The organism is Arthrobacter sp. UM1, assembly GCF_020483305.1.
Classification (GTDB): domain Bacteria; phylum Actinomycetota; class Actinomycetes; order Actinomycetales; family Micrococcaceae; genus Falsarthrobacter.
On sequence record NZ_JACWAB010000002.1, the window covers coordinates 255,353 to 271,148 of the forward strand.

14 protein-coding genes and 1 riboswitch are annotated in these 15,796 nt (G+C 70.9%); of the genes, 9 read left to right on the top strand and 5 right to left on the bottom strand.

Going from position 1 to position 15,796, the window contains the following annotated elements; all coding sequences use genetic code 11:
- Positions 1-71 precede the first annotated feature (71 nt).
- The gene (locus H9I38_RS04515; protein WP_226337551.1) at positions 72-1,808 is read left to right on the top strand and encodes an ABC transporter ATP-binding protein; all 1,737 of its coding nucleotides are present in this window, start codon (positions 72-74) and stop codon (positions 1,806-1,808) included.
- Complete coding sequence (locus tag H9I38_RS04520) at positions 1,805-3,925, top strand: ABC transporter ATP-binding protein (protein ID WP_413463516.1); 2,121 nt, start codon at positions 1,805-1,807, stop codon at positions 3,923-3,925. Before H9I38_RS04515 ends, H9I38_RS04520 begins: the two co-directional genes overlap by 4 nt.
- 152 nt (positions 3,926-4,077) lie before the next feature.
- Here H9I38_RS04520 and H9I38_RS04525 read toward each other — a convergent pair whose 3' ends face one another.
- Both H9I38_RS04525 and H9I38_RS04530 read right to left on the bottom strand, forming a co-directional pair.
- The gene (locus H9I38_RS04525; protein WP_226337552.1) at positions 4,078-5,046 is read right to left on the bottom strand and encodes a hypothetical protein; all 969 of its coding nucleotides are present in this window, start codon (positions 5,044-5,046) and stop codon (positions 4,078-4,080) included.
- Between the two features lie 217 nt (positions 5,047-5,263).
- A complete protein-coding gene (locus tag H9I38_RS04530; RefSeq protein ID WP_226337553.1) occupies positions 5,264-6,949 on the bottom strand; it encodes a cytochrome c biogenesis protein CcdA in 1,686 nt (561 codons plus the stop codon).
- A gap of 295 nt (positions 6,950-7,244) precedes the next feature.
- Here H9I38_RS04530 and H9I38_RS04535 point away from each other — a divergent pair, with 295 nt between their 5' ends.
- From H9I38_RS04535 to H9I38_RS04545, 3 genes are all read left to right on the top strand, one after another.
- The gene (locus H9I38_RS04535; RefSeq protein WP_226337554.1) at positions 7,245-7,586 is read left to right on the top strand and encodes a hypothetical protein; all 342 of its coding nucleotides are present in this window, start codon (positions 7,245-7,247) and stop codon (positions 7,584-7,586) included.
- Between the two features lie 62 nt (positions 7,587-7,648).
- Positions 7,649-8,179 carry a sigma-70 family RNA polymerase sigma factor gene (locus tag H9I38_RS04540; protein ID WP_226337555.1) on the top strand — a complete coding sequence of 177 codons (531 nt, stop codon included), beginning with the start codon at positions 7,649-7,651 and terminating at the stop codon, positions 8,177-8,179.
- The gene (locus tag H9I38_RS04545; RefSeq protein ID WP_226337556.1) at positions 8,172-9,110 is read left to right on the top strand and encodes an anti-sigma factor domain-containing protein; all 939 of its coding nucleotides are present in this window, start codon (positions 8,172-8,174) and stop codon (positions 9,108-9,110) included. The genes H9I38_RS04540 and H9I38_RS04545 overlap by 8 nt, the downstream gene beginning before the upstream one ends.
- 44 nt (positions 9,111-9,154) lie before the next feature.
- Here H9I38_RS04545 and H9I38_RS04550 read toward each other — a convergent pair whose 3' ends face one another.
- Complete coding sequence (locus H9I38_RS04550; RefSeq protein WP_226337557.1) at positions 9,155-9,808, bottom strand: VOC family protein; 654 nt, start codon at positions 9,806-9,808, stop codon at positions 9,155-9,157.
- A gap of 229 nt (positions 9,809-10,037) precedes the next feature.
- A riboswitch (SAM riboswitch) is annotated at positions 10,038-10,154 on the top strand.
- A gap of 34 nt (positions 10,155-10,188) precedes the next feature.
- Here H9I38_RS04550 and metX point away from each other — a divergent pair.
- The gene (gene metX / locus H9I38_RS04555) at positions 10,189-11,358 is read left to right on the top strand and encodes a homoserine O-acetyltransferase MetX (protein ID WP_226337558.1); all 1,170 of its coding nucleotides are present in this window, start codon (positions 10,189-10,191) and stop codon (positions 11,356-11,358) included.
- 211 nt (positions 11,359-11,569) lie between these two features.
- Here metX and H9I38_RS04560 read toward each other — a convergent pair whose 3' ends face one another.
- On the bottom strand, positions 11,570-12,493 hold the full coding sequence (locus tag H9I38_RS04560) for an SGNH/GDSL hydrolase family protein (RefSeq protein WP_226337559.1): 924 nt from the start codon (positions 12,491-12,493) through the stop codon (positions 11,570-11,572).
- Positions 12,494-12,557: 64 nt separating this feature from the next.
- On the opposite strand from H9I38_RS04560, the gene H9I38_RS04565 reads away from it, so the two are divergent.
- Positions 12,558-13,202, top strand: a complete 645-nt coding sequence (locus tag H9I38_RS04565) for an alpha/beta hydrolase (protein WP_226337560.1) — start codon at positions 12,558-12,560, stop codon at positions 13,200-13,202.
- On the opposite strand, the gene H9I38_RS04570 is transcribed toward H9I38_RS04565, so the two are convergent.
- Entirely contained in the window at positions 13,180-13,431 is a 252-nt protein-coding gene (locus H9I38_RS04570) for an RNA-binding S4 domain-containing protein (protein WP_226337561.1), read from the bottom strand. The genes H9I38_RS04565 and H9I38_RS04570 overlap by 23 nt on opposite strands.
- On the opposite strand from H9I38_RS04570, the gene H9I38_RS04575 reads away from it, so the two are divergent.
- Positions 13,430-14,347 carry a DMT family transporter gene (locus H9I38_RS04575; RefSeq protein WP_226337562.1) on the top strand — a complete coding sequence of 306 codons (918 nt, stop codon included), beginning with the start codon at positions 13,430-13,432 and terminating at the stop codon, positions 14,345-14,347. The two genes, H9I38_RS04570 and H9I38_RS04575, sit on opposite strands and share 2 nt — an antisense overlap.
- A 63-nt stretch (positions 14,348-14,410) precedes the next feature.
- Positions 14,411-15,793, top strand: a complete 1,383-nt coding sequence (locus tag H9I38_RS04580) for a glycine--tRNA ligase (RefSeq protein ID WP_226337563.1) — start codon at positions 14,411-14,413, stop codon at positions 15,791-15,793.
- The last annotated feature ends 3 nt before the right edge of the window (positions 15,794-15,796 follow it).

The window sequence follows — 15,796 nt, forward strand, 5'->3', positions numbered from 1 at the left end:
CAGTCGGCGGCCAGCGGCCCGGAGTGGGGGAGCGCGGGCTGCGTCACCCCTGCAGCGAAAGCCACCACCGCATGCTCTTGAAACTCTGGGCGCGCTACATGAGGCCCTACACCGGGCTCGTCATCGGCGTCGTCGTGTTCCAGCTCCTCTCCACCATCGCCACCCTGTACCTGCCGAGCCTCAACGCGAAGATCATCGACAAGGGCGTGGCGAACGGCGACACCGACTACATCTGGCGCGTCGGCGGGCTCATGCTCGCGGTCTCCTTCGGCCAGGTCATTGCGGCGGTCATCGCCGTGTACATGGGCTCGAAGGCCGCCATGGCGCTCGGCCGGGACCTGCGCCAGGCCGTCTTCCGCCAGGTCTCCTCCTTCAGCGCGCGCGAGGTGGGCGACTTCGGCGCGGCCACCCTCATCACCCGCGGCACCAATGACGTCCAGCAGGTCCAGATGGTCACCCTCATGGGCCTGAACTTCATGGTCATGACGCCCATCATGTGCATCGGCGGCATCGTCATGGCGCTGCGCGAGGACATCTCGCTGTCCTGGCTCGTGTGGGTCTCGGTGGCGGTGCTGCTCGTCGTCGTGGGCTCGCTCGTGGCCATGCTCATGCCGCTCTTCCGCTCGATGCAGTCCAAGCTCGACGGCATCAACGGCGTCCTCCGCGAGCAGATCACGGGCATGCGCGTGGTCCGCGCGTTCACGCGGGAGCCGTTCGAGACGAACCGCTTCGCCGACGCGAACCGGGACATCACGAACGTCTCGATGCGGATCGGCAACATCTTCGTCCTCATGTTCCCGATCATCATGATGATCCTCCACCTGGCCACCGCCTCGGTCCTCTGGTTCGGCGGCCACCGCGTGGACGCGGGGAACATGGAGGTGGGCTCGCTCACCGCGTTCCTCCAGTACCTCCTCCAGATCCTCATGGCGGTCATGATGGGCACCTTCATGGCGATGATGATCCCTCGCGCCACGATCTCCGCCGACCGCATCGGCGACGTCCTCAAGGTGGTCCCCTCGATGGCGCAGACGCGGGAATCGGCGCTCGAGGCGGACCGCGCCCGCGGCGTCGTCGAGTTCCAGGACGTCACGTTCGCGTACCCGGGCGCCGAGGCGCCCGTGCTCTCCCACCTCACCTTCACGGCGGAGCCGGGGACGACGACGGCGATCATCGGCTCCACCGGCGCCGGCAAGACGACGCTGCTCTCGCTCATCCCGCGCCTGCACGACTCGGGCTCGGGCTGCGTCCTCATCGACGGCGTGCCCGTGGGGGAGATCGGCCGCGAGGACCTCAAGCGGATCGTCTCGATGGTCCCGCAGAAGCCGTATCTCTTCTCCGGAACCATCGCCTCGAACCTGCGGTTCGGCAAGCGGGACGCCAGCGACGACGAGCTCTGGCGCGCCCTCGAGACCGCCCAGGGGCGGGACTTCGTCGAGGCGAAGCCGAAGCAGCTCGAGTCGCCCATCTCGCAGGGCGGCACCAACGTCTCCGGCGGGCAGCGGCAGCGCCTGTGCATCGCGCGCTCGCTCGTCATGCAGCCGAAGGTGTACCTGTTCGACGACTCGTTCTCGGCGCTCGACGTCGCCACGGACGCGGCCCTGCGCCGCGCCCTCGCGGCGAACACGGGGGACGCAACGGTGATCGTCGTCGCGCAGCGCGTGGCCTCGATCCGCGAGGCGGACCAGATCCTCGTCCTCGACAAGGGCGAGATCGTGGCGCGCGGCACCCACGAGGAGCTCCTCGAGTCCAGCACCACGTACCAGGAGATCGTCGAGTCCCAGATGAGCGCGGAGGAGGCGGCATGAGCGCCGAGAAGCAGAACCGCGGCGGCGCCGGCAGCCACGCCGTGAGCCGCGAGGAGGCCGAGCTCGAGGCCGGCCACGAGGCCCGGTCGCCCGGACAGCCGGAGCTCGAGGCCCGCCACGAGCCCGGCCGCGAGGCGGACCACGAGGCCGAGGAGTTCACCCCCGGCGAGATGGACGGTGACATGTTCGGCGGAGCCCCCGCCAAGAAGCCGAAGGACTTCTGGCCGAGCGCCAAGAAGCTCTTCGGCCTCCTCGCCGGGCAGAAGCTCGGGATGGCCCTCGTGACGCTCATGGTCGTGGCGGCGTCGGTGCTCAACGTCGTCGCGCCCCGGATCCTCGGCCACGCGATGGACGTCATCTTCGCCGGCGTCATGGGCCGGCAGATGGAGGGCAAGGTTCCGCCGGGGGCCACCAAGGAGCAGGTCGTCGAGGGGCTGCGCGCGCACGGCGAGTCCAAGTTCGCCGACATGCTCTCCGGCATGGACTTCACCCCGGGGCAGGGCATCGACTTCGCGCGCCTCATGCAGCTCATCATGGCCGTGCTCACCATGTACCTCGTGGCGGCCTTCCTCATGTGGCTCGAGGGGTACATCCTCAACCGCATGGTCATGAAGGCCGTCTACGGGCTGCGCGAGCGGGTCGAGGCCAAGGTCAACGCCCTGCCGCTCGGCTACTTCGACACGCGCCAGCGCGGCGACGTGCTCTCCCGCGTGACGAACGACGTCGACAACATCCAGCAGGCCCTCCAGCAGGCCTTCTCCCAGCTGCTCTCCTCGATCATCCAGGTCGTCGGCATCATCGTCATGATGTTCGTGGTCTCCTGGCAGCTCGCGCTCGTGGCGCTCGTCGCCCTGCCGCTCTCCGGCGTGGTCGCGGGCGTCATCGGCTCGCGCAGCCAGAAGAAGTTCAAGGAGCAGTGGAAGAACACCGGCGCCCTCAACGGCCAGATCGAGGAGTCCTTCTCGGGGCACGACCTCGTCAAGGTCTTCGGCCGCGAGGACGAGATGCTCGAGCGCTTCGACGAGCGCAACGAGGCCCTCTACAAAGCCTCCTTCGGCGCGCAGTTCGTCTCGGGCATGATCATGCCCGTCATGCAGTTCGTCTCCTACCTCAGCTACGTGGCCATCGCCGTCATGGGCGGGCTGCGGGTGGCGTCCGGCTCGATGACCCTCGGCGACGCCACCGCCTTCATCCAGTACTCCCGCGAGTACACGGAGCCGCTCGGTCAGATCGCGGGCATGGCGAACATGCTGCAGTCCGGCGTCGCCTCCGCCGAGCGCACGTTCGAGTTCCTCGAGGCCGAGGAGGAGCCGGAGGAGCCCGAGACCCACGTGCTGCCTGAGCGCGTGGCCGGCCGCGTCGAGTTCGACCACGTCTCCTTCTCCTACGACCCGGAGAAGCCGCTCATCCGCGATCTCACCTTCACGGCCGAGCCCGGACAGACGATCGCGATCGTGGGCCCCACGGGCGCCGGCAAGACCACGCTCGTCAACCTGCTCATGCGGTTCTACGAGATCCGCGGCGGCTCCATCCGGCTCGACGGCGTGGACATCCGCGACCTCTCCCGGACCGAGCTGCGCTCCAAGACCGGCATGGTCCTGCAGGACGCGTGGCTGTTCGGCGGCACCATCCGCGAGAACATCCGGTACGGCCGCCTCGACGCGACCGACGAGGAGGTCGTCGAGGCGGCCAAGGCCACCTACGTGGACCGCTTCGTCCGCGCCCTTCCGGACGGCTACGACACCGTCATCGACGACGACGGCGGCAACGTCTCCGCCGGCGAGCGGCAGCTCATGACCATCGCCCGAGCCTTCATCGCGAGCCCGTCCCTGCTCATCCTCGACGAGGCGACGAGCTCCGTGGACACCCGCACCGAGCTGCTCGTGCAGAAGGCCATGGCGGCGCTGCGCAGCGACAGGACGAGCTTCGTCATCGCCCACCGCCTCTCCACGATCCGGGACGCGGACGCGATCCTCGTCATGGAGGACGGCGACATCGTCGAGCACGGCAGCCACGAGGAGCTCCTGGCCCGGGAAGGCGCCTACCACCGCCTCTACATGTCCCAGTTCACCCAGGGCGTGGACATCGACGAGGAGGAGGCCGCGGCGAAGGCCTGACGGCTTCCCCGGCCCCGGACCCCGAACCCCCGGACTTCCGCCCTCCCGGTCTCGACTCACCACCCCGACCGGATTTGTGGCGCGTTTCGTGCGACTTCGACCCTGATTTCGCACGAAACGCGCCACAAACGTGAGGGGGCGAGGGATGGGGTTCAGCCCGGCCACCCGCGAGAACGGAGGCCCTCCCGGACTCGGCTGACGGCAGCCGCCCATCCGTTCCGGGCCATCGCGGCATGGACTTCGATGAGCGACCACCCTGCGGACTCGAACTGAGCCCGCTTCTCGATGTCCAGGGCCGAGCGGCCGGCAGTGAAGTGGTGTCTGCCCTGGTATTCGACGGCGACGCGCCACTGCGGAAAGGCCAGGTCCGGCGGCGGAAGCGGATGTCCTGACGGCGCGAGCAGCACCGGATTGCATGCGGGCTCGGGAAGGCCCGCTTCCGTCAGGGCAAGTCGGAGGCGGGTCTCCTGCGGCGAATCCGAGCCCATGCGTGCGAGCCCCACTGCCTCGCGCAGCCTGACCGAGCCGTGTCTGCCCTTCACCGTGTCCAACCACGCGCCGAGGCCTTCGAGAGAGTCGAAGGGCTCGAACCGGTCTTCATAGGAGATCCGCGGCTGACGGATCATCCAGTCCACAGCGCAGACGAGATCTTCCGTCGACCATGTCCTGCCCGTCATCAGCAGCGTGCGGCGCATCGAGGTCACGGGAATCTCGAGGCCCGGCAGCTCCACCGTGTCGTCGAGGGGGATGTCCGTCCGCCAGACGGTGACCTTGTCTCTGCGGCAGCCGGGCGCCTTCCTGGGGCGCGCCAGATGGATGCGTCGGAGGTCAGTCCCCGCTGGAAGCGGCATTCCGTGGAGCGCCGCTGCGGTCTCGTGGGCTGCGACGACGCCGGACATGATGCGGCCCAGAGCGTTGAGCTCTCCGGTGAGCCGAGCGCGCCATGCCGCCACGGGGTCCGGGGGAAGAGCCTGCAGGTCTGAACGCAGCGCCCAGATGCCGCGCGAGAGCCGGTCGCCCCGTGGCGAGCGCGACTTCATGTCGCCGAGTCCGGCGGCCTTGGCCTCGGCTGCGGTGAAGACGAGCGGGAGGTGAGCGCGATCAGGAGGAGTGGCGGACATGCCTTAGGTTCCCACCGCAACGCGTCGCCCCGCGGCGGTTCCCTGCCAAACGTGGACAACTTTCCTCCGCTCCCGCTCCCGCTGCCGCCCCGCCGCCGCCCCGACTGCCCCCCCGATTTGTGGCGCGTTTCGTGCGAAATCGACGTCGAAATTGCACGAAACGCGCCACAAACCGCCGATGGTGGTGGGAGGCGGGGAAGGAGGGAGCGGACGGACCTCACCCGTACGTGAAGCTGTACAGCGTCAGCCCGGGGCTCGGCTTGAGCCGGAGGGTGCCCTGCTTCTGCTCCGCCTCGGACAGGATCCGGAGCGCGTCCGGGGCGCCGTGGATGCGGTGCGTCGTCGTGCCGTGGGGGCCCTCCACGGTGAGGGTGCCCTCGCCGCCGACGACCACCTGCACGGACTTCGCGGTGTACCCGAGCACGAGCGAGGCGCCGTCGGCCTGCGGGCTGATGGACTCGTCCTCGATCCTCCACGGGCCGCTCAGCGCGTACGAGTCCGCGTTGACCGAGCTCACAGCGGGGAACGTGCCGGTGCGGTACTCGGCCTCGCCGGAGTAGAGGCGCTGCCGCTTCGAGCCGAGGTAGGTCTCGGGCGTGATGCCGCGGCTCTGCGGGGTGTCGTCGCGGACGGAGCTGCCCTCGGCCGGGAGCTTCACGCCGGGGTTCGCCTCGCGCAGGAGCTGCCGGATGAGATGCTCGGTCTCCTCGTAGTTGCCCTCGCCCACGGAGTAGTGGCGCACGGTGCCCTTCGCGTCCGCGAGGTAGTGCGCGGGCCAGTACCGGTTGGAGAACGCGTCCCAGGTCTGGAACCTGTTGTCCTGGAAGACGGGGTACTGGATGCCCATGCGCTTCACGGCGCCCTGGACGTTGGCGGCCTCGTGCTCGAACGCGTACTCCGGCGCGTGCACGCCCACGATCTCCAGGCCCGCCGACTTGTACTTCTTGTACCACTCGTTGAGATGCGGGATGGAGCGCTGGCAGTTGATGCAGGAGTACGCCCAGAAGTCCACGAGCGTCACCTTGCCCTTGAGGGACTCGTTCGTCGGCGCAGAAGCGGCGTTGAAGGTCTGGCCGCCGGGGGTGAGGCGGGGGAGCGGCCCGCAGTCGTGCAGTCCGGCGCCGCCCTCGGGGCAGTCTTTGAGCTTGCCGTCCGCGCCGCCGCCAGAGCTGAGCGCGCCGCGCACGCTCTCGTCTCCGCCCACGGCCTGCTGGAGCCCGTGCGTGTAGTCCGGCAGGGCGCGCTGGAGCTTCGCGGGCGCGTCGAGGAGGAGCCCGACGGCGAGCCCGATGAGCAGCACGCCCGCCGTGACCCGCACCGCCCGCTGCCGCTTGCGGAAGGCCTTCATCCGCTCGGCGAGCCCGCGCCCGGCGAGGGCGAACGCGAGGAGCGGGATCGCCGTGCCGATGGCGAACGACGCCGTGAGCACCACGGTCTCCCACCCGATCCGCCCGGTGGCCCCGGCCACGGTGATGGCCGCGAGGACCGGCCCGGCGCAGGGCACATAGACCGTGCCGAGCGCGAGGCCCAGCACGAATCCGCCCCGGTCTGAGGAGACGTGCTTGCGGGGCAGCCAGGAGAACGGCTTCTCGAGCCATTCCTCGAGCTTGGGCACGATCATTCCGAGGCCGACGAGCACGAGCACGGCGATGCCCGCGATCCGCAGCGCGTCCTGCGGCAGTCCGAGCGCGTTGAGCAGGAGCGATCCGAGCAGCGTCACCACGCTGAAGCTGAGGACGAGTCCCGCCACGATGAGGTACGGGCGCGTCCGGGACGGCTTGCCCTCGGCGCCGTCGCGGGAGGCCCCGCCGGAGACGAAGAGGACGGGCAGCATCGGCAGGATGCACGGCGAGATGCCGGTGATGAGGCCGCCGAGCAGGCCGATGAGGGCCAGGGACAGCATGAGGGGCTCCTTCCGTCGGGACGCGAACTGCGAGGGGTTCGCAGCCGGACGGCCCACGGATTGCGGCCCCTGAAGAGCCCCAGCTGAGCCCCAGCTGCCTCCCAGGAACCCCGCCAGGTCAGGCGGCGAGCCCCTCGGCGAGCCCCGCGGCGGGCCACTCCACGACCCGCTCCGCGAGACCAGGCGGCGAACAGCGGAAAAACTTCCAATCCGCCCCGCCGGGCGCGCCGAACCTCCCGTGAAAGCCAACCGAGGGCGTCCCCGCGGCGCCCGCTGAGCAGGGAAAGGGAGAAGCATGACTGTCTCACCCGTCTCGACCACCGCCCGCAAGATCGCTGCCGGAGCCGTCGGCGCGGTCCTCGCCCTCGGCCTCGCGGCATGCGGCGGCCAGGACAAGGGCTCGGACAAGCCCTCGATGGACAAGAGCCCGTCCATGCAGAAGACGGACGGGGCCATGGAGAAGAGCCCGTCCATGGACAAGTCCCCCTCGATGAAGAAGTCGGACGGCGCGATGGAGAAGTCGCCGTCCATGGAGAAGAGCGACGGCGCCATGCAGAAGTCGCCGTCGATGGAGAAGTCCGGCGGATCCATGGAAAAATCTCCTTCGATGAACAAGAGCACAGGGGCGGGGCAGTAGGCCCCCTCTCGTCCCAGCCCGCCTCCGCCGAGCCCTCGTCGCCGACGGAGGCGGGCCTTGCCATGCTCGCGCACCGCACCGCTCAGGGGGACGAGGAGGCGTTCGCCGGCCTCTACGACGCTCTCTCCCCGCTCGTCTACTCGATCTGCAAGCGCGTCCTCGTGGACGCGGGCCTCGCGGAGGAGGTGTCCCAGGAGGTGTTCGTGACGCTGTGGCAGCAGGCCGCCCGCTTCGACGCGGAGCGCGGCAGCGTCCGCTCCTGGGTGGCCGTCATGGCCCATCGCCGGGCCGTGGACCGGGTCCGGGCCTCGCAGTCGGCTCGGGAGCGCGAGGAGCGCGTGGGCCGGGAGGCGCCGACGGTCTATGAGCACGTCGAGGAGTCCGCCGTCATGGCCGTTGAGGGCGAATCGGTCCTCCGGGCCCTCGGCCGCCTCTCGGATGCGCAGCGCCGCGCCATCGAGCTGGCCTACTATGGCGGCCTCACGTACTCGGAGGTCGCGGCGGCCACGGGCTCGCCGCTCGGAACAGTCAAGACCAGGATTCGCGACGGCCTCAGCCGCTTGCGACTCGAGTTGGGAGGAAGCCGTGGATGACCGACAGCGCGATCTGACGGGCGCCTACGCGCTGGACGCCCTCACCGAGTCCGAGGCCCGCGAGTTCGAGCGCCACGCCGATCCGGCCGCCCGGGCCGAGGCCCGCGACCTCGCCGAGACCGCCTCCCGCCTCGCCGAGACGGCGCCCCTCGAGTCCCCGCCGGCGCGACTGCGCTCGAGCGTCCTCGCCGCGATCCGTGAGACTCCCCAGGAGCGTCCCGCTGAGAACGACGACGACGGCGCGCGCCCCGCCCAGCGCGGAGGCGGATCCTCGGCCCTGCCTGCGCCGGAGCGGGAGGCGGCGGTCTCGCCCGTTCCCGCCGGCAGCCCGGTCCGCAGCACCGCCGGCAGTCCGGCGCGCAGCACCGCGGAGGAGCCCCGGCCCGCTCGCGCCGTTCCCGGCGCGTCCTCCAGGCCGCCTCGGGCCCGGAGGCTGAGGGCCCGTGCGGGCGCCCTCCTTGCGGCGCTCTGCATCGCCGCGGGCGGCTTCGGCGCCGGAGCGGTCTACGGCGGCAAGACGGCGGAGCGGCAGGCGGCGAGCGCGTCGTCGTCGGCCTCCCCGGGAGCGCAGGCGGAGGGGAGCTCCGGCGCCATGATGGCCAAGATCGGCGCGTCCGCAGACGCGGCGATGGTCTCGGGGCGGATGGACGGCTCGAACGTCTCGGTGACCTACTCGAAGGACCTGGACATGGCGGTGAGCAACAGCATGCTGCCCGCGCCGCCCAAGGGGAAGGTCTACGTCCTCTGGCTCTTCGACGAACAGGGCAACGTGACGGCCGTCGGCGAGCTCGGGGCGGCTCCCAACGGGCACACGCCGGCGCTCGGCGAGCTGAAGGGCGGCCTGACGGGCGCCCGCGAGTTCGGCATCACCGTGGAGAGGCCCGGCGCGGTCACCCCGAGCTACAAGCCGTTCATGCTCGCGAAGGCGTAGGCGGCGCGGCCCGGCGCAGTCCGGCACAGCCCGACGGGCGGGGATCAGATGGTGACGTCGCCCTTCGGCGAGGAGAAGGTCACGGTCAGAAGTCCCGGCGTCCCGTTCGGCGCCAGGAACTCCACGTGGACGCCGTCCAGCACGCGGTCCACGTCCTCCGGGCTGGAGGCGCCGAGCCATTCCTCGAGCCGCTCGGCGCTGCCGGCGATCTGGAGGGCGGTGACGTCGGCCTGGGGATCGAGCGCCTGGGAGGGGTGGAGGTCGTCGGAGCCCTCGTCCCACCGCAGGAGATAGGGGACCTGGGGATCGGCGATGACGCCCTTGATGCCGATCTGCTTCCAGGAGAGGTCTCGGCCGTCCGGGAAGCGGCGGTGGCCGGGCACGGCGCTGCGCTCGAGGCGCTGCTCGAAGGGCGCGAGGTCGCTCACGGCCACGCACCAGCTCATCCAGCCGCCGCCCGCCTCGGAGCGGGCGCGCACCACCTGGCCGAACGGCTGCTTCTCCGCGGCGGGGTGCTCAAGGACCTCCACGACCTCGATGTACCGGCGGCCGTGGAGCGGGATGATCTTGTTCCGCGTGCCGAAGCGCGGGTGGACCCCGCCCTTGACGGCGTCCACGCCGAGTCGGGCGGCGATGCGGTCCGCCGTGGCGTCGAGGCCGTCAGGTTCTGAAGCGTAAGAGACGTGATCCAGGCGCATGCCGCCATCCTTTCACCGAGAGATGTCTCACAGTAATTAGGCAGACCTAAATTTAGGAGGCCGAAGGTTGGCGCCCGGATCGGGCGGTGCCAACCTGAGCGCTCGACGACGGCAGCGCCCGACGACGGCGGTGCCCGATGACGGCGGCGCCCGTGGGATGCCACGCCCCGATCGCCATGCGGACTCCGCTTGCGGCGGGCCGGCGGGCTGTCCCACACTGGCTGGGAATGGTCACGAGTGCCAGCGCGAAGCCCCGGCTTGCTGGCCGGCAACCCTCCCGCCGCGGTGGGGTGCCCCGGGTGAGGACCTGGTCCGCAGCATGAACGCGTGCGGGCAAGCGCGGCCGCGGTGAGACGCGGCCCTTCCCGTCGGAGGTCTCGATGAGCCGTCTCGCCCCGTCTCCCTCGTCCCCCTCGTCCGCCCGCGCCCGCGCCGGCGCGCGTCCGGCCTCGCCGCCTGCCCGTTCGGCGGCCCCGGACCCGGCCGTCGCCCCGTCCGCCTCAGGCCTGCAGTGCGCTGACCTGGGCCCCTTCCTCCTCGAATCCGGGCGCTGTCTGGCCGATCTCCGCCTCGCCTGGGAGTCGTGGGGGCGGCTCAACGAGCGGGGCGACAACGCCGTGCTCGTCCTCCACGCCCTCACCGGCGACACGCACGCCCACGGGACGCCCGAGGATCCGGGCTGGTGGGACGGCCTGATCGGTCCCGGGCGGGCGCTGGACCCGCGCGAGCACTTCATCGTCTCCATCGGAATGATCGGCGGCTGCGCCGGCAGCTCCGGCCCCTCCTCGCCGGACCCGGCCACGGGTCTGCCCTCCGGTCCCGACTTCCCCCAGCCGAGCATCCGGGACTCCGCCCGGGCCGAGCGGCTGCTGCTCGAGCGCCTCGGCGTCACGCGGCTCGCCGCGGTCCTCGGCGGGTCGATGGGCGGCGCCCGCGCACTCGAGTGGGCGGTGACGAACCCCGATCTCGTGGAGCGCTGCGTCGTCGTCGCCTCCACCGCCGCCTCGACGGCCGAGCAGATCGCCCTCGGGGGCATGCAGGTGCGGGCTCTGCAGGCGGACCCCGCCTTCCGCGGCGGACGCTACGACCCCGCGCAGCCGCCCGTGACCGGGCTGAGCCTGGCGCGGCAGATCGCCCACCTGTCCTATCGCAGCGAGGCGGAGCTCGAGGGCCGCTTCTCCCGCTGCCCCCAGGAGTCGGGGGAGTGGGCGGGGCGCTTCGCCGTCGAGTCCTACCTCGAGCACCAGGGCCGCAAGCTCACCGAGCGCTTCGACGCCAACTCCTACATCCTCCTCACCCGCGCGCTCATGGGGCACGACGTCGGCCGCGCTCGCGGAGGCGTCCGCGCCGCGCTGTCCCGGGCGGAGGGCGTGCGCTTCCTCATCGCCAGCGTGGACTCGGACCGTCTCTACCTGCCGGCCCAGTCCGAGCGCCTCGCCCGCGCCCTCGGGGCCCCGCACGTGAGCATCAGCGCTCCCAACGGCCATGACGCCTTCCTCACCCACGCCCACGCGATCGACGACGACGTCCGCCGCCTCCTGTCCTCCTGAGCCTGCCCTCCTGGGCGTGTCCCCGGAACCTGTCCACCTGAACGTCTCCTCCTCATCGTCTGTTGCGAGTTGGAGGAAAGAGCGGGTCCATTCCTCCAACTCGCAACAAACGATGAGGGGGGGGGCCGGGGGCCGGGGGCCGGGGGTGAGGGTGGGTGAGGGATGAGGGTCGGGGGAGAGGGAAGGGCAGAGCCCAGCCGAGAACTGCCCCCTACCGCTTGCCGACCTCGCCCTCGTGGGACCCCATGGGCATCGAGCCGCCGAACATGGGCGCCGGGGTGGGCCGCTTGGGCAGGACGCCGTCGCCGGACGACTCGTGCCGCAGGCGCCGCACGACCCACGGGACGAAGTGCTCCCGTGCCCAGCGGATGTCGTCGGCCCGGGCCTCGCGCCAGCTTGTCGCCGGCACGGGCTCCACGGTCTCGGGGGAGAGGCGGTGCGGGACCTGGAGCGCGTCGAGGGCCATGGCCGCGATCGTCTGGTGCCCGAGCGGGGAGAAGTGCAGCCGGTCCGCGTCCCACATGCTCTTGTCCTTGAGCTCGTGGAGGTTCCAGAGGTCGCCCACCACGGCGTCGTGGCGCGCGGCGATCCCGCGGATGTGCTCGTTGAAGACGGCCACGCGGCCGCGCACGCTCCCGAGCACGGGCGTGCTGCCGATGTCGGGCCCCGTGAAGAGGAGGATCGTGGCCCCCGAGGTCGCGAGGATCGCCACCACCGCGTCCAGCCTCGCCGCGATGACGTCCGGGTCCCCGCCCGGACGGATGACGTCGTTGCCGCCGGCGCAGAGCGTGATGAGATCCGGGCGCAGCTCGAGCGCGGAGGCCACCTGCTCGTCCCGGATCTGGTCGAGCAGCCGCCCGCGCACGGCGAGGTTCGCGTAGGCGAAGTCCGGCTGCGACTCCGCGAGGACCTCGGCCACGCGGTCCGCCCACCCCCGGTGGCCGCCGCCCTCGGACGGGTCGCCGATCCCCTCGGTGAACGAGTCCCCGAGCGAAACCTGCCGGGTCCACGGGTGGGGCGCCGCCGCCGGCACCGAGCCGTCCGCACCGAGCGCGGCGGCAGTCTCCTCGCGCACGGCTGCGTCCTTCTCAGGCGCGGGGACGGGCCTCTCGGCGTGCTCTTCGGGCTCGGGCATTGCGGGACCCCTTCCTGGCGGTTCCGTTGACATTCTCGCGAGGCGCTCGACTACGTTGGACTCCATGAGCCACGCCCTTGTCACACGCTACTCGTCGGAGCCCCGCCGGGACGGCTCCGAGCACGCCCTCGTCCTCCTCCACGGCTACGGCAGCCACGAGCTGGACCTGCTCTCCCTCGAGTCGATGCTCCCGGAGGACCTGCTCCTCGTCAGCCTGCGCGCCCCCGTCCAGGAGGGCCCGGGCTTCGCGTGGTTCCCCCTCGCCTTCCAGGAATCCGGCGAGCTCGGCTTCCGCCGCGAGGACGTCCTCAGTGCCGCGGAAGGCATCGAGCGGCACCTCGCCGACGAGCTCCGCCCCGAGGACTTCGCGAGCGTCTCCGTGCTCGGCTTCTCCCAGGGCATGGCCCTCGCCTCGGTCCTCGCGCAGCGCCGGCGGGTGCCGTGGGCGGCCGTCGTCGGGCTCTCCGGCTTCTGGGTGCCCGCGGACGAGGACGCCGACGACGACGCTCCCGCCGGACCCGCCCCGCTCTTCTGGGGACGCGGCCTCGAAGACCCGGTCATCCCGCAGCGCCTCGTGGAGGAGACGGCCGCCGCCCTGGACGGGCGGCCGCACAGCGTGGTCAAGGCCTACGAGGGCCTGCCCCACGCGATCAGCCCGGAGGAGATGCGCGACGTGAGCGCGTTCCTCAGCGCTGCTCCCGCTCGATGACGACGGCGGACTCGCCGAGCGAGAGCCAGTCGCCCGGCTTCAGCTGGCGCCCGCGCCGGGTCTCCGGCTCGCCGTTGACGGACACGAGGCCCTCGGAGACCACGGCCTTGGCCTCCACGCCGTCCTCGACGAGGTTCGCGAGCTTGAGGGCCTGGCCGAGCCGGATCATCTCGTCCCGCAGGGGGAGGGGCTCGGCGTCGGCGGGGGCGGGGACTGGGTTCTCTGCCATGCCTCTATTCTTTCTCATCGCGGTCCTCGCCGGGACCCTCATGCCCCTCCAGAGCCGGGCGAACGGCGGACTGGGCCATGCGCTGGGCGATCCGATGGCGGCGGCCGCCGTGAGCTTCGGCTCAGGGCTCCTCATCCTCGCCGTCGCCGCGCTCGCGGTGCCCTCGATGCGCCGGGGCGTGCAGTCCATCGTCCCGGCGGTCCGCTCGCGACGGATCCCGTGGTTCTACCTGCTCGCGGGACTCGTGGGCGCGTACACCGTGTTCTCCCAGTCGACGGCGGTGCCCATGACCGGCATCGCGCTCTTCACGGTGGCCATCGTGGGCGGACAGACGGTCTCCGGGCTGCTCGTGGACCACTGGGGCCTCGGCCCGGCGGGGCGCTCGCGGATCACGGCGGCCCGCGTCCTCGGCGTCGTCCTCATGCTCATCGCGGTCGTCCTCTCCATGACGGGCAAGGGCGCGGGCGGCCCGGGCGCGGCCGTGTGGCTGCTCCTGCCCCTGTCCACAGGCTTCCTCATGGGCTTCCAGCAGGCAGCCAACGGGCATTCGGCCCGGGCCTACGGCTCGCCCATGGCGGCCACCTTCATGAACTTCCTGGCCGGATTCGCGGCGCTCGCGCTCGTCTGGCTGGCGATGCACCTCGGGCAGGGGTTCCCGGCCCTGCACGGGCAGTGGTGGATGTTCCTCGGCGGCGCCTGCGGATGCGTGTACATCGGAGTCAACACGTGGCTCCTCAAGCACCTCGGCGTGCTCGCCACGTCCATGGGCATGATCACGGGCCAGCTCCTCGGATCCCTGCTCCTGGACCTGTTCGCGCCGCTGCCCGGGGCGCACGTCGGCGCGACCGCCGTCGTCGGCCTCCTCCTGACGTTCGCGGCCATGGCCGTCATGAACATCCGCAGGAAGAAGCGCTAATGTTGAAGACTGACGCGCCCGCGGGCGCATGGAGACGTTTCCCCCATCGAAAGGCCTGTCACTGTGGCTGAGAAGTCCGCCCTTGATTCCGTGATCTCCCTCGCCAAGCGGCGGGGGTTCGTGTTCCAGGCAGGCGAGATCTACGGCGGCTCCCGTTCGGCGTGGGACTACGGCCCCCTCGGCGTGGAGCTCAAGGAGAACATCAAGCAGCAGTGGTGGCAGACGTTCGTGCGCTCCCGCTCGGACATGGTGGGCCTGGACTCCAGCATCATCATCCCCACCCCGGTGTGGCACGCCTCGGGCCATGTCGCCACCTTCACGGACCCGCTCGTCGAGTCCCTCCACACCCACAAGCGCTACCGCGCGGACCACCTGCTCGAGGCGTACGAGGCCAAGCACGGCCACCCGCCGGAGAACGGCCTCGCGGACATCAACGACCCGGAGACGGGCCAGCCCGGCAACTGGACCGAGCCGCAGAACTTCTCCGGCCTCATGAAGACGTTCCTCGGCCCGGTGGACAACGAGGAGGGCCTGCACTTCATGCGCCCGGAGACGGCGCAGGGCATCTTCGTCAACTTCAACAACGTGGTCACGGCCGCGCGCAAGAAGCCGCCGTTCGGCATCGGCCAGATCGGCAAGGCCTTCCGCAACGAGATCACGCCGGGCAACTTCATCTTCCGCACTCGCGAGTTCGAGCAGATGGAGATCGAGTACTTCACCGCTCCGGACGAGGCGGACGAGCACTTCAAGCGCTGGGTGGAGGACTGCTACGCCTGGTTCGTCGATCTCGGCATCTCCGAGGAGAACCTCCGGAAGTTCGACGTCCCGGCGGAGGAGCGCGCGCACTACTCGGCCGGCACCATCGACCTGGAGTACAGGTTCGGCTTCCAGGGCAGCGAGTGGGGCGAGCTCATGGGCGTCGCCAACCGCACGGACTTCGACCTCTCCAACCACTCCGAGGCGTCCGGCCAGAAGCTGCAGTACTTCGACCAGGCCTCGGGCGAGCGCTACACGCCGTACGTCATCGAGCCGTCCTTCGGCCTGACCCGCTCCATGATGGCCTTCCTCGTGGAGGCGTACCACGAGGACGAGGCGCCCAACACGAAGGGCGGCGTGGACGTCCGCACCGTGCTGCGCCTGGATCCGCGCCTCGCCCCGGTCAAGGCCGCCGTGCTCCCGCTGTCCAAGAAGCCGGAGCTGCGCGAGCCGGCCCAGAAGCTCTCGGACGAGCTGCGCCGCCACTGGAACATCGACGTGGACGACTCAGGCGCCATCGGCCGCCGCTACCGCCGCCAGGACGAGATCGGCACGCCGTTCTGCATCACCGTGGACTTCGACACGCTCGAGGACCAGGCGGTCACCATCCGCGAGCGCGACTCCATGCAGCAGGAGCGCGTCGCCCTCGACAAGGTGCGCGGCTACCTCGCCGAGCGCCTCATGGGCTGACCG